An 18,580-nucleotide genomic window follows, 5' to 3' on the forward strand; every position below is an offset into this window, starting at 1 on the left:
CAAGGGCTATAAGTCAATTGTCTACTCAGTGCGTAGACAAAGCTGTTCATACCGCCCCCACAATCTTATGCAGCAAGCCTTCGGTTTGCTGTTCCAAGGCCAGAATATCGGCGCGGATTTGCTCCAGCGTTCGCAGCGGCGCGGGCCGGTAGAAATAACGGGCAAACGAGATTTCATAGCCGATTTTGGTGGCGTCCATCGCAATCCAGGCGTCGGGCGCATGCGGCAGCACTTCGCGTTTGAAAAAGGCTTCAATGCCGCCGGGCTCGGTCAGCGGCACTTGTTCGGTATCGCGCAAATCGCTGTCGGCTTCGTATTCCAGCATGTAGCGGTCTTTGCCGTCTTCTTCCAGATACGCGCCGTCGTAACCTGGTTGGAAGTATTCGCTGGCTTTGAGTTTGGTGCGTTTGGCGATCACCGGTGGCGCGGTTTCGTCTCGCCAGCTCACGGCTTTGTAGATGATTTTCTTGTCAGAAGCGCTGGGTTTCTTGTCGAGCTGTTTCATGGCCGCATCGAAACGAGCGCGGAACCGGTTGTGATCGTCAAATATGTCTTCGCCGAGTTCCTGTTGCGCCAAACGGGTCAGTTCGACCAGGGCTTTGTCGCGCAGCCAAGTGGCTGGGTCGAGTAGTTTTTTCCGGCGTTTTTCCGGCACAGATTTCTTGGCGGGTTTGCTGTCTTCTTCATCGCCGTCCTCCGCATCTTCGTCGCTATCGTCGCCTTTCAGCCAGGCCTCAATCTCAGGCCGTAGTTTGGCGAACTGGTCATAAATCGCATCACCCCAGCGGCTATACATTTCGCTACGCAAAGTTTCATCGCCGGAGGCAAAGCGCAGGGTTTCGATGGCACTGCGTTTGAGCTGGCTCTTCAGACGTAATGGCCGTTCGACGGTGATTTTCCAGTAGCCGAAATCGGCGTTGTTAAACCATTTGGATTCCGAATTGGCTTTTGCCGCTTCTTCGTCAGTCGGCGGCAATTGCAGGTAATGTTCCAGAATGCGGGCGATGTCGATTTCGCCGAGCGCGCAGTTTTTCTTGCCCAGGTTACGGCGCAAGGGCTGGAACCATTGGCTGGCGTCGATCAGTTGCACTTTACCCTTGCGGTGTTCGGCCTTACGGTTGGTCAGCACCCAAATGTAGGTGGCGATGCCGGTGTTGTAAAAAATATTCAGCGGCAAGGCGATGATGGCTTCCAGCCAGTCGTTTTCGATAGCCCAACGGCGGATATTGCTTTCGCCCTGGCAGGCGTCGCCGGTGAACAATGCCGAACCGTTATGCACCAAGGCAATACGGCTACCCAGCGGGGTGTTGTGCTTCATCTTTTGCAGCTTGTTGACCAGGAACATCAACTGGCCGTCACTGGAGCGGGTAATCAGTTTGTATTCCGGGTCGCCGTCGTGGGTAACCATAAAGCGCGGGTCGCTGAAGCCGGCTTTGCCGCCCATCCTTTCCAGGTCGGTTTTCCAGCTTTTGCCATACGGCGGATTGGATAGCATAAAATCGAATTCGCGCGCCGGAAACTGGTCGGCCGACAAGGTGGATTTATCCGCGCCGCCAACAATGTTCTCGGCTTCTTCGCCTTCGCCCTTGAGCAGCAAATCGGCTTTGCAGATGGCGTAGGTTTCCGGGTTGATCTCCTGGCCGAACAAATGAATCGAGACTTCCTTGCCGTGGCCAGTAGCCAGTTCCAACAGCGTTTCTTCGGCCACGGTCAGCATGCCGCCGGTTCCGCAAGCGCCATCGTACAAGGTATAGGTGCCGGATTCGATCCGGTCGGCGATCGGCACGAACAGCAACTTGGCCATCAGTTTGACGACGTCGCGCGGCGTCCAGTGTTCGCCAGCTTCTTCGTTGTTGTCTTCGTTAAAGCGGCGGATCAATTCCTCGAAGGCGGTGCCCATGCCGTGGTTGTCCAATCCCGGCAGTTTGATGCGGCCGTCGCTATCCAGCACCGGTTGCGGCGACAGATTGACATCCGGATTGAGAAAATCTTCGATCAAGTAGCCGAGAACATTGGCATCGACCAAGGTCTGAATCTGGTCGCGGAATTTGAATTTGGCCAGAATTTCCTGGACGTTATGCGAGAAGCCGTCGAGATAATCGATGAAGTTATCGCGCAATCTTTGGCCTTGGCTACTGGTTGCCAGGCGCGACAGGGTAAATTCCGAGGTGTTGTAAAACGCCTGGCCGGCGGCCATGCGTAGCGCGCCTTCCTGGTCAACAACGCTATGTTGATCGAGGAATTTTTTGCGTTCCAATACGGCATCTTTGCTGGATTCCAGCACCGCATCGAGGCGGCGCAGCACGGTGAACGGCAGAATTACATCGCGGTATTTGCCCCGTACATACACATCGCGCAGACGGTCATCGGCGATGTTCCAGATGAAGTCTGCAATCCATTTGAGTTGGCTTTGGTCCATGGTTTCCTATCGCCGGTTGTCCGGCTTAATCGTTAAATTCAGGTTGATTCAATTCCGATGCGCCCATCCAGTAGCATAGCAACGGTGCGGGTAGACGCATGATCTGGCTGGCAGTATCGCCGGTTTGTGGCAGACCGGTCATCAAGCCGAAGTCGTCGAGTGACTTGGTGACAACGTAGCCGCGGGCGATTTTCTTTTGCTCGCACAGTTCGATCAAACCTTTCAATTCCCGCGCGCCGGTATGCTGGGCACGGTATTTCACTTCGAAGGGTATCAGTTGCCCGCCAATTTCTGCGACCAAATCGACCTCGCGGTCTTGTTTACCGTGCCAGTAGGTAAAACGCACATTCTGGGAATAATAGCGCGCGAACAGATGTTTAAACACTGCCGTTTCGGTGGCCACGCCCAAGGCGGCGGGATCGTCGATGATGCTTTTGCCCTTAAGCAATACGGCGGGCGCGATGGCGGCATCGGCCAGATAAATTTTGAAGCGGCCCTTGAGTACGTCTTTACCGTAACCGAACGGCGGCAGCCGATAGATCAAGTGGCAGGCTTCCAGGAGCTCGATGAAATGCTGGGCAGTGGGACGTTTGACTTCCAGGTTGCTGGACAAGTCGGTGATATTCAACAACCCGCCGTCATGCATGCACAAATACAGAAAGGTATGCTCAAGGTCCAGGATGCGACGCACGCCAAACAGTGCGGTCATATCGCGCTTTAATGCCTTGTCGATGATGTCTTCACGCAACAGGCGCTGGGCCTGAGTGATACTATCCACCTGAGCAGTTTGCGGAAAGCCACCGCGAATCAGATATTCATGAAAATGGCCGACGTAAGGCGCGGCGATTTCCTGCGCGCGGTAAAACTGCGGTGGTGTCCAGTCGAACAGCTCGGTCAGGCTTTTTAAGGGCGGCAACGCCGGCAGTTGCACTTGTTTGATTTGCAGATATTCGTAAAACGACAGCGTGGTCAGCCGAATGGTATGCCAACGTCCAACACCAGATTCCTGGTCGGCTTCCACCAAAGGCATGGCCGAACCGGTAAAAACGATGCGGCGCTGCTTGTTGAAATCGATCTGATGTTTAACCCAAGTTCCCCAATCACGAATAAACTGGGCTTCGTCGAGAAATAGGTATTCAGGCCCATCGACGCGCGGCTCACGCTCGCGCCAGGCTTCCAACACAGCTTCGATGCCTGCCAACTTGAGCACCGGATGGTCAAAAGTGGCGTAAAGAATGTTGGCTGCTGGGACGGTCTGCTTTAATAGCGCGTCGATTTGTTGTTGCAACAGTGTGGTCTTGCCGACCTGGCGTGCGCCGGACAGCAAAATGGCGCGATGGGCAGGCGGATGATTGATCCAGTGGCTTAACTCACGCGAAGCAGCACGCTGCCAATCCGGCAAATCGGCAATGGGTTCGCCACGCCACCAGGGATTGAATTGGGCCAATACGGCGATTAGTTCTTCTTTTGAGACTCTCATGAGTCAATCTTAGCATTAGACTGATTTTATTGTCATGTATAGATAGCAATAAAATACTATTTAAGGCTTATTGGCAAAAATTCATCCACTTTTACATATTTTTTGTAATTGGCATCACTCTGCAAGCAAGATAGTGTTTAACAAATTGAGCTCATTGGATGCTGCTAAGTATCTATCATCAAAAATCAGCTCCAGTCTTGCCGGATCTTGCTCACCAATCACCGCAGCATAAGGGATATCCGCATAGCGTGGAATGACGGGCAATATTTCAGCGGTGGTGGGTATGCAGGCACCAAGCGAATCCCTCCAAGCGATTTCATCATCGCCAAGCGAAGGAAGTCTGCCACTGGCATCTTTTTTCCAGAATCTTGGGTAATCCAATGGCACAACAACCCAGGTTGAAGGTGATTGAAGCGATTTGACCGTTGAAAATTCGCGTGTTGCCTCGTCTTTTTTGCGTACCAGTATTCGAAATAGTTCTTCAGCGGAATGTCTCAATTTAAAAGGCAACGTTTCATCCTTATAAATATGGCTCAGTTCTCCAAATAACTTTTCGCTTTGATGACCGACATCAGTTGACCAACCTTCAACGTTAAACCGCTCTTGTTTCTCAAGGATCTCCCAATGCTCCAGCCAAAAGGGGCCAATACAATAGAGATGATCAGGCAGTAAACAATCGGGATCGTCATTCGGTGAAATCAATAAAGGTGCATTATCAGCACTCGCGCGCCTGGAAAATGTCTGAATATCCTCGAGTCGAACAACGCTTTTAAAGTCTTTAGATCGCGCTGTCGCGTCCAATGAAAACTTCGAAAACAAGTGTTGCGTATTTTTTTGGGCATTGGAGACCAAACCACGCCGATTCACATCCGCCGAGAAGTCCCTCAAAAATACTTCTGCTTCTCTCAAAAACGCTCTAACATGTGTACTCATCAATGACAGCATTTCTTCGCTACCAATGCCGCCCACCGGAACCATGGCAAGATTCTGTCTATCCAGGCCTGCATCTCCGACTATGCGGGTATAAATAGTCGATCGAAGCATGACCAGATAGGTCAAGAGATCGCTGACCTGCCTTAGCCATTGTCGAGGCTCCGGAACTTCATCCTGTGGCAGAAAATCTTGCAGGAGCATGACTAAGCGGCGATCCTTCCAGTCTCCGTCATCGCAAAGCACGCCATCATCCGACGTGTAGTATTTTCCACGGCCCCGATAAATCAACTGAGCCACTTCCATCAACGCCGCTTCAATGCCAAAGCGGGGAATCATAGCGATGATCCAATCGGTTTTCGGGAAAGAGACTCCACGAGCCCCACTCGAGGTCATCAAAAATACCTTTACGGTATCCCGCTTATCATCTGCAATCAGAGCCTTGCGTTTGGCGGCGGTGACACTCGAATCCAAAATGGCCACCTGCGATGCGTACAATAATGGCTCGCCATCCTCACTGGTGACTAACAGTGTTTGGACCAAACGTAGAAAGGCCTTGTCCTGCGCGAAAAAAATAACCTGGTCTGCTCCTGAATCCAGCGCCCGCCTAATTTCCTGGATGACATTACCAATAATCGCTTCACCTTGTTGCTCAGCAATGGCTTGCCGCACGGTTTGTATTCTTCCGTCGGATAATTCACCTGGCTTGATCAAATCCAGCCTAACCCGATAATCGATGGCCAACTTGGTTGCCGGGTAGCTGTTCGTCATGATGTGCAGAACTGGCACGCGTTTTCCACCAATCCTGACCGGCATGGCGGACAATCGAAATGGTCTTTTCCCTGCACTTTTGGAAACCAGGACCTTATCTGGGGTGCGTTTGCCACTGTTGAGATAACGATCAAGAACTATCTCGTTACCCAAAGAGGCATCGGATACAATCAAAATCACTCGAAACAACGGTTCTTTATCGAAAGGTCGAATAAATTGCTGATCCAGCCATCGGGCCACAGTATGAATAAATGGAGCACCGGCACCATCACCGGTTAATTCATCGACCATGACCACAATGGTTTGGATACGCTGCGCAAACTCCCGTCGCTCCAGCTTTCCAGCCTGTTTGTTAGTCGGATTTTTAAATAGATAATCCAGGGCGGACAAAGTACTCTTATCACCGCCCAATTCTCGATAACCCTGGATAGCCGCAGTCAGCACAACGCGATTGATATCGGTGTTTTCAGCCAGAAGATTTCGTGTCGCAAGAGACAACACCTTTAAAACACCCGGTCGCTTGTCATCTTCCATTCTGTCCTGCCGTTCGGTTTCAGCTCGTTTCCGATTACTGGAACCAATATGGGTCAATTCCAACTCTTCTTTTGTGGAAGGTGAAAGAATCAGCGTACTGTTGTCTGGGTGTTTAAGGTTTTCAACCCCGTCGGCCACCACAGCACTATCGACCATTCGCTTGGGTACCGTGCCGTCCAGCACTTGTTTTTCATACCATGCCTTGGCAGCACCGATGAGTTTCGAGTTAGTGGTAACCGTCAGAATGCCGCTGGGTTGATTGTTGGTTCTATCCCTTGCCAGATTTTCGGTGACATCGTCATTGATAATGACCCTGGGACTGACATAGAGAAACAAAAAACCTTCGCTGGATTCCTTAAGGAAACTGACAACGGCCGTGGTTTTACCGATACCCGGATTGCCTTCAAGACCCAACAGGGTCATTTGGCCCGGTGCAGACGATCGCATGCCGGCAACGACGGCTGCTGAGTGTAAATCGCGTAATGGCACAGATTGGCCGTATTTGACTCGCTCTGCAAGGGTTTCCGAAATCGCCGTTTGAGGATTGGCTTTGAAGAAATCGGCTATGATCGAATCTGAATCTACCCAAGACAAGGCTTCTTGCCATGGCATAGTAGCCATCGGATTTAGAAATCCCTCTACGTCTTCAGAAAAATTAAAGGCCTGGCTTTTACCGGGTTCTGGCCGCGCGCACATGTCGACAAACTGCTTGCTGATCGCATTGGGTAAAGCCTTACGAATCTTGTCAAACGCATAGCGGATATGATCGTTCAACGCTTCTTCATCGCAATCCGGTACTTTTTCGGCGTCGCGATAGGCCCGCCCCAGACTTTCTAGCAGGGAAACTCTGGGATCGACTTCAGGCCTGGAAAAGAATCTGGCAGCCAAACTTTCAAAGCCATTTTGGGTGATGGAAAGTGCGCGAGTATTGCAAGGCTTGTCATCAAGTCCTTGGCTCTTCAGCCATCGCATAGAGGTGTGGATGTAGGAAGCGGCCTGACATAATTTGTAGAGAGGCTTATCGCGACCGGTAAATGCCGGCAAATGATTTTTTATGTCGGGAGACAGAAGAAATTCTTCCCCGGAAACTTCAGCGCATACTCTGGAAAATACGCTACGAGTATCCATGAACCATGCAAAACGCCGAAGTTCTTCCAAGTGGGCATCGGGTTTGCTGTAGTCAGCCGTTTCTGGCAAACCGTTTAGCGAAAACTCCAGGCACAGAAATTCGCGGTCCAAGGAATCGTAACGTGGCTCCAACCATAGCAAGAAATCGGCTCTGGCTGGAAAGCCTTTATTCGCCAAAGCAGATTCAATCCGCTCTTGTCCAAAGGCAGCGGCCCATGCCAGTAAAGCTTCTTCTCTTTCGGCATCGAAGTCGCCCTGTAGCCGAGGTAGTTGTAACGGACACCACAACGCTTTGATGCGGTAATCCTCAGCATCAGGCTTTAATTTTCGCAAATATTCGCGCATGGCGGTTTGCCCCAGCCCCATTCCCAACTCGAAAAGATGCCGCGCGGTTTCACGGGTTCTGGCTTTCAGGTTTTGATCGACTTCTCGAAGTTCATTGGCCAACGCAACATACACGTCAGCTGCACCCAATGTCTTCCAGGGTGTCAAATCAAAACTATCCAGTTCCTGAACGGCACTCGCCATTAAAGCTGTCAGCACACCTCTTTTGACGGCAATCTCGAATGTCTGGCCCCACAGAGAATGTCGCTGGATAGGATCAAGCAAGGCCATCATCCACTATGAAGGCTTTCAGTGACATGAGACAACAATGCCGGCAATGACAGCAAAACGTTGCCTTTACGTCGGCTAGAAGGCTGGACCTCAATTTCTCCTGCTGCACCGCTAGAAGATGGTTGCACCCAACCAAAGGGATCCAATACCGGTTTAAAGACGCCGCCATCCGGTTGCTTTTCAGCTTCCAGGAAATGCAATCCTCGCAGAACCGCCAATAAACAATCACGAACGCCGTTGCCAGATCCTAAGAGATTTGAACGAACCCGTTCCCTCCACTCACTATTTTTCACCTGATAATCGGCGTCCCAAAAATAGGTGCAAAAGCCCGATTGCGGCCTAGCGGCATCGTCTTTGCCGACAATTGCCAAAGTTGCAAAGGTATAGACCGGGATAAGTTGCTTGAGCACGCCATCGCCTTGATCAAAGGCAAATTCGTCATGGTCAGAAATGCGCACAGCCTCAAACGCCGATTCAGCTTTGCTACGCGTACGGAGTCGGGTCGCGGGAAACACGTCTCGCCGCAGCATGTACAGACTAACATGGGGAAACTTACTAGCTACCTCGTCAAGAAATGCCGTTTGTGTATGTGGTGAATGCCGCTGTGCCGAACGATTGATACGACGATTACCGAAATGGCTCGACACAAGAATAATGTGTTCGTAACCCAGGGCTTGCAGCCTGGAGACTTCTTCAACGATGAGTTTTGGACTTTTAAATGAATCGCGTGTTTCTACAACATGGGTTTGCATTCGGTCAAAAGACAGACGATAACCGACCGATGTTTCATTAACAGCTTCCGCAAAATAAGTTTTTGCTCGAAATATAAAGCCATCGGTATCATTGGTTTGCGGGTGATCATCGCAAGGTCGAGTGCTATAAACCAATGCAGCAATTTTATTAACCGACGGCAAGCTGTTGGTTGCAACAATCAGGGGAAATGCGGCCGATAATGCAAAAGCCGCCCCTCTGGCTTTGTAATGATGATTTAGCCCATCCTCCACGAGACCTTGCATTCGCACGGGAAGATCACGCATCAATGCGGATTCGACGGCTTGTGAAATGGCATATATCCAATGATCTCCCTCATCCTTGGCCGCAGTTTTACCCTGCTGTTGAAAACGAACCATCAACGCCGGCATCCGTTTTTCGGCCTGGGACACCAGCTTTTCAGTCAATACCTGAAGCACCACATAAATCAAAACAGTCATTGCTGTAGCTGCGGCGGCGCGATACTGCCGACTGTCTTCTTCGGAATATTTTGGATGGTTACGGTATTTCAAACGCTCGGGGTCGTACCAAATGTCGATCCCCGCGGGCATGAGCCACTGAGGCTCAATCTTGACTCGAGACAACTTAGTTATAGGATTTTTATTTTCATCAACCCGGAATGGTCTCCAGGTAATATTCAACAATTGACTGGGTAGCTCCCTGTGAATTTGAAAAATACTATTTTCATCGTCCCTTTCGGCCAAAGTCCTTTCGTTTAACTCCGTCCGAACACGAACCGAAAATAAGGCGTCAGGCACTTCCTCCGGTTTTCGAGCAATTTGAATATGTCTGAACCACTCAATATTTTCGGGTTGGCCTGATGCTGGCTTGATTAACGGATCGCGTACTCTACCCTTGGATCGCTCTATGGAAGACCAGTCCACCACGCTCTGCTGAACGACCAAATATAAATCATCAACTGATCGCTGCGCGTGAGCAATGACATTATTAGATTTGGAACGTAACAGGGCAACCAGTGTTTTGCTTAATTCCTTGACGTTGGGACTCCATAGGCTTAAATCATCCAGCATCGCAACTATTGCCGATTGGCCTTGCCCTCTCAATCGAATCGACAATTGCTGGGCTTCAGTTATCAAGTCTGATGATTGAATGCTTGGATTCAAAACCAGCCATAAAACGATAAGCTCGCTAAGATTTCTGCGCAATACAAACGGCGATATTTCATTACCGGAGTCATCAATTAGAATGTCACGCAGGCGATTTAGCCGGGCATCAAAAGCCGGCTCCATCTCACTACGCGGATCTTTGCCGTTCACGCGAAACCGATAACTCACTTCACGAACAACAGAAACGCCACGTGACTGTGGATCGACCCGACGCGACTCAAATAGTTGAGTATTCCACTCTGCCCAAACTGGCAGGCAGTTGTAAAACAACGCTTTAATCAGTTCGTCTGCAATGGAAAATTCCGCAGTCAACCCAAATGTACGTGTAAGATCAAAGTGCAGTGAATGGGGCGATTCTGGAGTTCCGTAATGCTCGAATAGCTGATTGACCCTATGAATATAATCAACAAATCGCCGATCATTAGCATGCTCTGATTTTGATTTTTGAGCAGCCAAACTATCCATAATCGCGAAGCTGACTCGCAATCGCACGCGAGACAACGCTTCGTCCTCAAGGAAATTCAAGAATCGAGTCACTTGGCTATCTTGTTTATCAAAGTCCTGCCGAAGCGTTTCAATTAATATTTCTTGTTGAACACTATCAAACTCGTCGTCTCGATAAGCATGGGCATTTGAAATGCTTGATGCCATACGATCCAGCCAATCTTCAGCTTGAATTTCTTCCTGGGCAGAGATCACACGTGCAACATCTTTTTCGCGATCTTGCGCAGACCGGTCAGATTTAGCAAATTCCATTGCTACTATTTGCGCCGGCAGTTCTTTGAGAAAATCTTTAATTCCATTTAGTTTGGATAATGCCTCGAACGCCATCTCGGGGTCTTTGATCAACAGGCTATCGACCGAAAGTTCGAGTTCGCCAATATCATCAACTATCAGTCGTTTTAATTTAGTGATGGCCTGAGAGAGGCCAGTGATATTGTCATGAGAAATCCGGCCGCCGAGTTTCGCAGTAAAATTTTTTGGTGGATTAACTAAATCACGCAGAAATCCACTATCGGGTGTTTGGCGGAATGCCTCACGAAATTCTTTTAGAGCAAGAAGCCGCCGAAGTATTCCGTATGTATTAATGCTGAGCCGGTGTTTTTCAGGATCAAACTTTAAAACAGACCAGCCGAGTGGGTGGGCGGAATCTTCACCAGATGGCGGAAAGACTTTCACCAAAAAATGAATGAGCAAACTGAGATCGGTGGATGGAATTTGTCCGCGCGCATGCACGGACGCTCCACCTTGTTGGGCGATTTGTGACATCGGCATTCTCCAAAATAGATTGACCGTTACTGGCCACATCGCCCCCTATGTCTGCCGAACAAAAGAGAACGGGATTATCTTTCTATATTTTGGAGTTTATAGCACAAAGGGCGAGTTGCCCTAATAAATCAGAGCAAAACGTTAATTAGGTAGCGATTAGAGATTCGCATCCAAATATGCTTCCGTTGCTTTGACTAATTCTTTGATGAACCGAATGACTTTTTCGAGATCATCACGTCGTATCAAATGTGCTTGCGGTGCGCCATTGTTAATGGGTTTCGACCGATGAACGGCATCGCCTCGTTTAGAAATCCAGTCGTTTAAGGACTTTCGAGCTCGCTCAGGATCGGTATTGGCCCATGTCCAACCCAAGGTTACATCGATACCGACATACTCTAGGAAAAGGCGTTTGGTTTTGTCCGAGCTAGGATTATGAAATTGCTTGAGATCTTGATGCAGCTTTTTGTGTATGAAGTCGCCGACATAGCTGCCAACCACAGCTCCCAAACGGATATTCATCGCTTCGGTTATGCGATCTTCGACATAAGTTTCCCAGGCAGTAAGCGCCATCACCAGACCTGCTCGTTTTAAAACCTCAGCGTTTGCAGGTGGCGGGTTGGTGTTGATTGCGTCGAAATGAGCTAGCAGCTCCTCAGCATCCTTAATTGAATAATCAAAAGCCAGCTTTGCTTGGGACATCCTTGATCTCGAGAATAATAAAGTACTGATAGTACTGTATTGGTCGAAACTCTAACAACAAAGGAATTACCGATATGGCTTGCTAGCGTGGGTTATAGCCAATTGTCGCCAAGTTACTTCTAAGTTTTTGCGCAACAGCCTGCATACGATAAGCCTCCTCATCATCGATTGCGTTACTTCGAAAATCGGCAAATCCGGCTCGCTTTAAAAATTGCGCCAAGTCCCAAGCCTCCTGTTCGGATAATGGAACCATCAAGCATATTTCATTAGGGTTGGCGGTCATTGCGCACCGGTCTTATCAGAACTTGGGGAATGATTCGTTGTCATCAGCCACTGAATCCTCATGTTCGGAAAGTCGCTCTGGCTCATCCAACAATCCCGATTCCTGCCGCGCTAACCGTACCTCATCACCATGCCCCTGTTCATACGCCGCCTGATGCGCATGCCGTTCCATCGTCACAATTTTATTGGCTAGTCGCTGCAAGCGCTGCTGCCACTCTAGGCGCGCGGCAATGCAATGTTTGTTGGAGATGATCTGGCACAGCCACAAGGTATCCATCACGATCATCAACTGATCGAGCAAACGAATCAACTCGACGAATTGCGCAATCTGCGGCGAAGCAATCTTGGCCACAAACTCCCTGGGGTGCGTGTAGGTCGGCGTTTCGGTGATGCCATTGTCGGCCTTGAGTTTTTCCAGTCGACTTTTTTCCTGCTGTAGCTGTTCCGCGCACTCGGCAATCATCTGGCTGACGAGGTTTTCGATTTCATCGACGGTTTCTTCCCGGCCGATGATGCGCAGGATCACGTCGATCGCGTACAAGGACACCATCAACCGATGATAGCTGTTCCGGATGACGCGAATGGCTTGCTCGCTGTTGATGCTAAATGTACGCTCAAATATCGGCCGACTGATAGCACGGCGCGGGACTGGTTTAGGCTGTGGAGCTGTTTCGGACATGACTGTTTCCTGATGTGGACGAATGGGCAGTGATCGTAAGCCAGATTTTTTTTAACCTGTCCGCAGCTGATGGCGAATTCGGCGTCAGCTGCAAAAGCTCTTCAAAATAATTCTGCTTCAATACCCGCCAAATGAAATGGTTGGCCATCAGCCTTCCGCTTCACCCCAGACTTTCTCGGCTGCTCTTTCATGGCCGCCTTGATCCGACTTCGGTCGGCGTTCCGTTTTTAAGCGGCGACGGTGGTTTTCCATCGGCGTGTCAGGTGCGTCAAGCCTGATGTGACTATTAATTGTGTTTACCCTGCCGGGCGCATCGATTCCCAGCAGGGATTCGGCGTGCCGGCATACCCATCGCCGCGCCGTTGGGTATTGTTATCGTTGAGTCGGGCGCGGCCGACAGGAGGAATGTCATCATGGCCAATCGTGGCGTGAACAAAGTCATCTTGCTGGGCCGGCTCGGTGCCGATCCGGACGTTCGCTTTATGCCCAATAACGGCGGCAAAGTCGTCGCTGTCCGTTTGGCAACCAGCGAAATCTGGACCGATCCTAAAAACGGCAAACAGGAGCGGACCGAATGGCATCGGGTGGTGTTTTTCAAAAAACTCGCCGATACCGCCGAGCAGTATTTGCACAAAGGCAGCCAGATCTACATCGAAGGCCGTTTGCGTACCCAGCAATGGGGCCAAGCAAATGACAAGCGGTATCGCACCGAAATCGCCGCCTTTGAATTGCAGATGCTGGATCGCCCTAACGCAGCGGCAACCGCCAACGGTTCGTCATCATCGCCAGCGGCGCCCGAGGACGCCGATTGGGATGACGACTACAGCGATATGCCGATTCATTAAACCCCGGCGCGCCGATTATTGGCGTTTGTTGCTTTAACGTTTTCATCGCCGACCTTTTTCAGGCTTCGGTATTTCAACCCCATGGGGAATTCCATTCCCCGGCGGGCAATGGCGTTCCCTTTTTTATTGAAGGAGACCCACCATGAGCCAAAACAACCGTAACACCTTACCTAAAACACGTGACTTGCCGATGCCGGCTATTGTGCAACAGAGCTATGGACTGTCGGAGCAGTCCTGGAAAGTGCTGACCGAAGTCACTTTTCCGACCGCAAAAACCCCGGAAGCCATTCTGATGGCGCTGGATTATTGCAAGGCCCGCAAGCTCGATATCTTCAAAAAGCCGGTGCATATCGTGCCGATGTGGAGTGCCGCTTTAGGCCGTAATGTCGAAACCGTCTGGCCGTCCATCATGGAAATCCAGACGACCGCGTCCAGAACCGGCGTTTGGGCTGGCATGGACAGACCCGTTTGGGGGCCTGATGTCACCAAAACCTTTACCGGCCGCTACAAGGACGACAACGAGCAATGGCAGGAATCCAGTGTCACCATGACCTTTCCCGAATGGGTGGCGGTCACCGTGTACCGGATCGTCGGCGGTAAACGTTGCGCCTTTACCGAGGAAGTGTATTGGCTGGAAGCCTACAGCACGGCCGGCGGTAAAAACTCGCAAGTGCCGACCGCGATGTGGATCAAAAGGCCTAAGGGGCAATTGGCCAAATGCGGTAAAGCGGCGTCTTTGCGAGCTGCCTTTCCGGAGGAATGCGGCTATGCCGCCGAGGAAATGGATGGCAAAACGCTCGACGACATCACCGACGGTACCGTGATCGATGGCGAGGCGACGCATTGGGAAACCCATGTTGATCCTGCTGATGATCGGTTTACCGGGGCATCCGAGCCTAAACCGCACGTGGTCGATTTTTCACAAATCCATCCCAAGGTACAAAAAGCCGTCGCTGAGTTGGTTAGACGGACTGCGGCGGCAGGTGCCTGGAAAGCGGCCTACGACTATGCCCACCAGAAGTTCAGAGGCATAGATCTGACGTTTGCTTTGGCCGAGCTGGATAAGGTATCGCAAGTCGAACCCAAGGCAACACCGACCTTGAGCCAGACCAACAGTGCCGGCATGCCACCTTTGTCCGCGAAAGACATGGCCATGAATCAGGCCCGTCAAACCTTGGGTAACGCGGCCTAATACGCGGCTACCCAACATTCCCAAACCACCCACGAGGGCGTCATGATTCGCCCACGGGGTCGGACATGACGCTCTTCACTTATCAGGAGAGGTCATGAACACAAACGATCAATCATTGAACCGCGTGCCCTGTCATACCGATTGGCAACGTTACGATTCCCCCACGGTATTACGCCGTCACGGCCGGGGCTTTCTGGAACGCCTGTGGCGACCCCAGCCCGGTGAACCCGATCCCCGTCTATTGAGCCAACCGGAACTGACGACACTGGCCGAGAGTTTTGGCGGCGTGTGTCTACCGGCTCAAGACGAACTGCTGTTGCTGTTCGGCGATGGCTATTGGGCCCGACGCTGCCAGACCCAGTTGCACAAGCTAGGCATTGAGACCGTGCGCTTCGGTTGCCAGGTGCAGTTGACCGGATTTTCGCGATGAAGGTCATCGACGTTTCTCAGCGTTCGGACGCCTGGCGGCAGTGGCGCTTACAAGGCATCAGTGCCAGCGAAGCGGCCATCGTCATGAATCGTTCGCCGTACAAAACCCCGTGGAGGTTGTGGGCGGAGAAAATCGGCCTGGTGCTGGAAGCCAGTCTGGACAACAACCCGTTGATCCTCGCCGGCATCCAGCAAGAGCCCGAGGCTTTGCAACGCTTCGAGGATAAACACGATCTGATGTTGTTGCCGCTGTGCGGCGAGTCGGAGCAGTTTCCCTTGATGCGGGCTTCGTTCGACGGCTTGTCCGACGCGAATGAACCCGTGGAAATCAAATGTCCGCATGAGACCACGTTCTTGGATGTGCTGTTGAATCGGGAAACCTCGGCGGCCTATCAGTTGTATTGGTGTCAGGTGCAACAGCAATTGCTGGTCGCCGATGCTGGGCGTGGCTTTTTGTTTTTCTACCACCAAGGCCAGGACATCGAGTTCGAGATTCAACGCGATGAGCGCTTTCTCACTGAGCTGGTCGAGTCCGCGATGGATTTCTGGTTGGCGGTCAAATCGAAAAAGGAACCTCCCAAGGATCCCGAGCGCGATTTGTATTTGCCGAACGGCGAAGCAGAACAGCAATGGCAACAACTGGCGGCCACGTATCGGCAACGAGCGTTGACTATCCAGGACCTGAAAAGCCAAATCAACCAGTTGGAAGATGAGCAGTCGCGCATTGAAAACACGTTGGTGTTGCTAATGGGTGATTACGTGGCCGCGGAGCATTCCGGGTTACGTATCAGCCGGTTTCAAAGCCAGGGTGCCATCGATTACAAGGCTGCACTGCAAGCCTTGCAACCGGATGTTCAGGCTGCAGCACTGGAAGTTTACCGAAAACCCTCGGCCACTCGAGTTCGCGTGACCTGCCGGGATGACGACGGCAAACATGCCGAAGTGCCGTTCGATGCACAAGCCCTGAAAGACCTGGCGGGTGCGGACTTTTGGTTTTGAGGGTTCGTTTCAAGACATCCTGTAACCCTAGTGGTTACGGGGTGTTCATTGAAGACGATCGATTAAGAGAGTTGACGCCGGACACCTCATGGAATCCTTTAGTTTAGGCATGTCGGTTTTAGGCTGGGATTTTAAAAAAGTCCAACCCAAAACCCGCATCGTTCAGGTATTCCCTTCGTGGAATCCCGAATCCGGTTTCGACCGGCGTTCCGTTGTTAAGCGGCATGAGCGTTTGCCTCGTGTGCCAGGTGCGTCAAGCCTGGTGTGTTTAGTTTGTCCCGTTGGGGTTCATCACCCTTGCGGGAACCGGTGACCCCTTTTCACTTTTGAAGGAGGTCATTATGAATCAAGACTTTTGGAAAACCTTGCATGGCTGGCTGAACGTTGCCCATAGCAACGACATCCAAGCCAAAAAACGGTTGCTGCTTGAAATGCATCGTCAAATCTCGGACCCCGGTTTGAGAAGCGACATTCAGCGCATCCTGCGCCTGATGGATCGGGAGCTGTTGGCCCGCGCCGAATGGGCGATGTACTGCGTCATGCAGCTACGTTGATTTTTTAATCCGTCCTGGCATGCCAGGGCTTTATTCACCCGTTGGGGCTCATCACCCCTCGGGGCGGTGTGCCCCTTGTTTTCTGAGGCTAGTCCTCAAGGAGCTCACCATGTATCAACAATATTCCATTGCCGACACCTTCGGCATTCAGGCCCCGGCATCCATGAAAGTGGAAGGTTTTGCCCCGACCAATAACCCCTATGTACCGACCATCAAGCCCTATGTGTTTCGTAAGGATCACTTACGTGACGTGTTGGCGTTTTTAGGCGCGCATAACGGCGATGGCTTATACCTGACCGGTCCCACCGGTTCAGGAAAAACCTCATTGTTAGAACAAGTTGCGGCACGTCTCAATTGGGGTGTAAATGCGGTTCCCGGTCACGGTCGATTGGAACTCAACGATCTGCTCGGTCAGTACATGTTAGTCGACGGCGGCGCGATGAAGTGGGTCGATGGTCCGTTGACCCTGGCAGTGCGCCTGGGTCATGTGTTATTGATCAACGAAATCGATGCCATCGATCCAGCCGAGCTGATTGGCTTGAATGAAATCGTCGAAGGGAAGCCTCTATCGATTCCGCAGACCGGCGACGTGATTGTCCCACATCCCAAGTTTCGTTTGGTCGCTACCGGTAATAGTGCCGGATCGGGTGATCAGTCGGGATTGTATCAAGGGGTGTTAAGGCAAAACTTGGCGTTTTTAGACAGGTTTCGTTTGATGGAAGTCGGTTACCCCGAGCCCGAGGACGAGATGAAACTGCTGGCGGATGTGGTGCCGACCATGCCTGAATCGGTAAGGGAAAGCATGATCAAGGTCGCCAACCAGATTCGTAAAGTCTTCATCGGCGGTGCGGATGGTGGCGGCATGTTGTCGGTGACCTTATCGACGCGCGGCTTAGTGCGCTGGGCATCGTTGGTGGCCACCTTCAAAAGTGCGCCCAATGCCTTGGCGTATTCGCTGGATCGTGCCTTGACCTTCAGAGCCGAACCCGCCGAACGCGAAGCGATTCATCGCATCGCCAAGGATGTGTTCGGTGACGATTGGGCGGTGTAGTCATGGCCGTATGGAGTTTATTCCGTTATCGCTACAGCGATGGCAGTTCCAAAGACTGGGCCATCACGACGAATGCCGACGGCTCGATCTCGACCCGTTGGGGCAAAACGGCTTCTCGTCTGCCAAGTATCAACACACGATCAGGAATACGCCAGCACGATATCGAACGGCAAAAACAGGCCAAGGGCTATGTATTTGTCGGCGAAGTCGAGATCGATAGCGAAGGCAACATCCGGTTACCCCGGTCCGCACCGATGGCTGATGCTTCACCTATGCCTAGTGAAAATCCGTCGGCTCCGATCGACAAACTGTATTGGCATATCGATTGTCGCGCTGGACACGCTACCTTGCTCGACATGGGTATCGCGTTACGGTGCTGGCTGGGCAATCTGGAGGCCTGGTCTCAGGCCCAAGGACTGACTGCAAGCGACTGGTCCGGTTGGCAACGGTTGATCGATGCCAGTCTGGGCGATGAAGCCTTCGACCTCAGCGGGCAAATCCACCTCGAACACGGGGTGTTGCCTTGGTTATGGTTGATGGCCTTGAAGCATGCGGCATTTCCCGGCGTTTCGGTCGGCATTGCCACTGAAAGCGGGCGCGACGTGTCTGCGGATCTGAAAGCCGAAACCGAGGTCTTGGCGCTGTTCAAGACCGACGTCGAAGCCATAAGGCCGCTGGCGGAAAACTTGGGCCTGTTGAAACCCCGGCTCGATCTGGCGTTGGCCATGGCCGATCAAACTGATCACTGGTTTTGATTAGCCAAAAGCCAAGCCTTGACTCCTGTAGCGAACGGTTCGTTGCAGATT

General features: G+C 51.6%; 14 protein-coding genes. 7 read left to right on the forward strand and 7 right to left on the reverse strand.

Features of this window, described 5'->3' with window-relative positions:
* Window positions 1-46 precede the first annotated feature (46 nt).
* The 7 genes from DDY07_RS13345 to DDY07_RS13375 form a co-directional block, all read right to left on the reverse strand.
* Window positions 47-2,419: a class I SAM-dependent DNA methyltransferase gene (locus DDY07_RS13345; protein ID WP_171696236.1), complete on the reverse strand. Its 2,373-nt coding sequence runs from the start codon at window positions 2,417-2,419 to the stop codon at window positions 47-49.
* A gap of 25 nt (window positions 2,420-2,444) precedes the next feature.
* Entirely contained in the window at window positions 2,445-3,899 is a 1,455-nt protein-coding gene (locus DDY07_RS13350) for an ATP-binding protein (protein WP_171696237.1), read from the reverse strand.
* A gap of 114 nt (window positions 3,900-4,013) precedes the next feature.
* The gene (locus DDY07_RS13355; RefSeq protein WP_171696238.1) at window positions 4,014-7,871 is read right to left on the reverse strand and encodes a helicase; all 3,858 of its coding nucleotides are present in this window, start codon (window positions 7,869-7,871) and stop codon (window positions 4,014-4,016) included.
* Between the two features lie 5 nt (window positions 7,872-7,876).
* On the reverse strand, window positions 7,877-11,044 hold the full coding sequence (locus DDY07_RS13360; RefSeq protein ID WP_171696239.1) for a hypothetical protein: 3,168 nt from the start codon (window positions 11,042-11,044) through the stop codon (window positions 7,877-7,879).
* A 156-nt stretch (window positions 11,045-11,200) separates the two neighbouring features.
* Complete coding sequence (locus tag DDY07_RS13365) at window positions 11,201-11,743, reverse strand: HEPN domain-containing protein (protein ID WP_171696240.1); 543 nt, start codon at window positions 11,741-11,743, stop codon at window positions 11,201-11,203.
* 82 nt (window positions 11,744-11,825) lie between these two features.
* Window positions 11,826-12,026: a hypothetical protein gene (locus DDY07_RS13370; RefSeq protein WP_171694302.1), complete on the reverse strand. Its 201-nt coding sequence runs from the start codon at window positions 12,024-12,026 to the stop codon at window positions 11,826-11,828.
* Between the two features lie 15 nt (window positions 12,027-12,041).
* A complete protein-coding gene (locus tag DDY07_RS13375; protein ID WP_171696241.1) occupies window positions 12,042-12,704 on the reverse strand; it encodes a hypothetical protein in 663 nt (220 codons plus the stop codon).
* Window positions 12,705-13,117: 413 nt separating this feature from the next.
* Here DDY07_RS13375 and ssb point away from each other — a divergent pair, with 413 nt between their 5' ends.
* The 7 genes from ssb to DDY07_RS13410 all read left to right on the forward strand — a co-directional run bounded on the left by ssb (window position 13,118) and on the right by DDY07_RS13410 (window position 18,529).
* Entirely contained in the window at window positions 13,118-13,549 is a 432-nt protein-coding gene (gene ssb / locus DDY07_RS13380) for a single-stranded DNA-binding protein (protein ID WP_171696242.1), read from the forward strand.
* Window positions 13,550-13,691: 142 nt separating this feature from the next.
* A complete protein-coding gene (gene bet / locus DDY07_RS13385; protein ID WP_171696243.1) occupies window positions 13,692-14,741 on the forward strand; it encodes a phage recombination protein Bet in 1,050 nt (349 codons plus the stop codon).
* A 94-nt stretch (window positions 14,742-14,835) separates the two neighbouring features.
* Window positions 14,836-15,171: a hypothetical protein gene (locus DDY07_RS13390; RefSeq protein WP_064029418.1), complete on the forward strand. Its 336-nt coding sequence runs from the start codon at window positions 14,836-14,838 to the stop codon at window positions 15,169-15,171.
* On the forward strand, window positions 15,168-16,169 hold the full coding sequence (locus DDY07_RS13395; RefSeq protein WP_064029416.1) for a YqaJ viral recombinase family protein: 1,002 nt from the start codon (window positions 15,168-15,170) through the stop codon (window positions 16,167-16,169). The genes DDY07_RS13390 and DDY07_RS13395 overlap by 4 nt, the downstream gene beginning before the upstream one ends.
* A gap of 341 nt (window positions 16,170-16,510) precedes the next feature.
* Window positions 16,511-16,723, forward strand: a complete 213-nt coding sequence (locus DDY07_RS13400) for a hypothetical protein (RefSeq protein WP_064029414.1) — start codon at window positions 16,511-16,513, stop codon at window positions 16,721-16,723.
* Between the two features lie 109 nt (window positions 16,724-16,832).
* Window positions 16,833-17,774 (forward strand): AAA family ATPase, encoded by a 942-nt coding sequence (locus tag DDY07_RS13405; protein WP_064029412.1) that lies wholly within the window; start codon window positions 16,833-16,835, stop codon window positions 17,772-17,774.
* 2 nt (window positions 17,775-17,776) lie between these two features.
* Window positions 17,777-18,529 (forward strand): hypothetical protein, encoded by a 753-nt coding sequence (locus DDY07_RS13410; protein WP_064029410.1) that lies wholly within the window; start codon window positions 17,777-17,779, stop codon window positions 18,527-18,529.
* Window positions 18,530-18,580 lie beyond the last annotated feature (51 nt).

Origin of the sequence: Methylomonas sp. ZR1 (assembly GCF_013141865.1) — a bacterium.
Classification (GTDB): domain Bacteria; phylum Pseudomonadota; class Gammaproteobacteria; order Methylococcales; family Methylomonadaceae; genus Methylomonas.

Coding starts and splice junctions, on each gene's coding strand:
- DDY07_RS13345 (WP_171696236.1), bottom strand. CDS start 2,419: ATGGACCAAAGCCAACTCAAATGGATTGCAGACTTCATCTGGAACATC.
- DDY07_RS13350 (WP_171696237.1), bottom strand. CDS start 3,899: ATGAGAGTCTCAAAAGAAGAACTAATCGCCGTATTGGCCCAATTCAAT.
- DDY07_RS13360 (WP_171696239.1), bottom strand. CDS start 11,044: ATGTCACAAATCGCCCAACAAGGTGGAGCGTCCGTGCATGCGCGCGGA.
- DDY07_RS13365 (WP_171696240.1), bottom strand. CDS start 11,743: ATGTCCCAAGCAAAGCTGGCTTTTGATTATTCAATTAAGGATGCTGAG.
- DDY07_RS13370 (WP_171694302.1), bottom strand. CDS start 12,026: ATGACCGCCAACCCTAATGAAATATGCTTGATGGTTCCATTATCCGAA.
- DDY07_RS13375 (WP_171696241.1), bottom strand. CDS start 12,704: ATGTCCGAAACAGCTCCACAGCCTAAACCAGTCCCGCGCCGTGCTATC.
- ssb (WP_171696242.1), top strand. CDS start 13,118: ATGGCCAATCGTGGCGTGAACAAAGTCATCTTGCTGGGCCGGCTCGGT.
- bet (WP_171696243.1), top strand. CDS start 13,692: ATGAGCCAAAACAACCGTAACACCTTACCTAAAACACGTGACTTGCCG.
- DDY07_RS13390 (WP_064029418.1), top strand. CDS start 14,836: ATGAACACAAACGATCAATCATTGAACCGCGTGCCCTGTCATACCGAT.
- DDY07_RS13395 (WP_064029416.1), top strand. CDS start 15,168: ATGAAGGTCATCGACGTTTCTCAGCGTTCGGACGCCTGGCGGCAGTGG.
- DDY07_RS13400 (WP_064029414.1), top strand. CDS start 16,511: ATGAATCAAGACTTTTGGAAAACCTTGCATGGCTGGCTGAACGTTGCC.
- DDY07_RS13405 (WP_064029412.1), top strand. CDS start 16,833: ATGTATCAACAATATTCCATTGCCGACACCTTCGGCATTCAGGCCCCG.
- DDY07_RS13410 (WP_064029410.1), top strand. CDS start 17,777: ATGGCCGTATGGAGTTTATTCCGTTATCGCTACAGCGATGGCAGTTCC.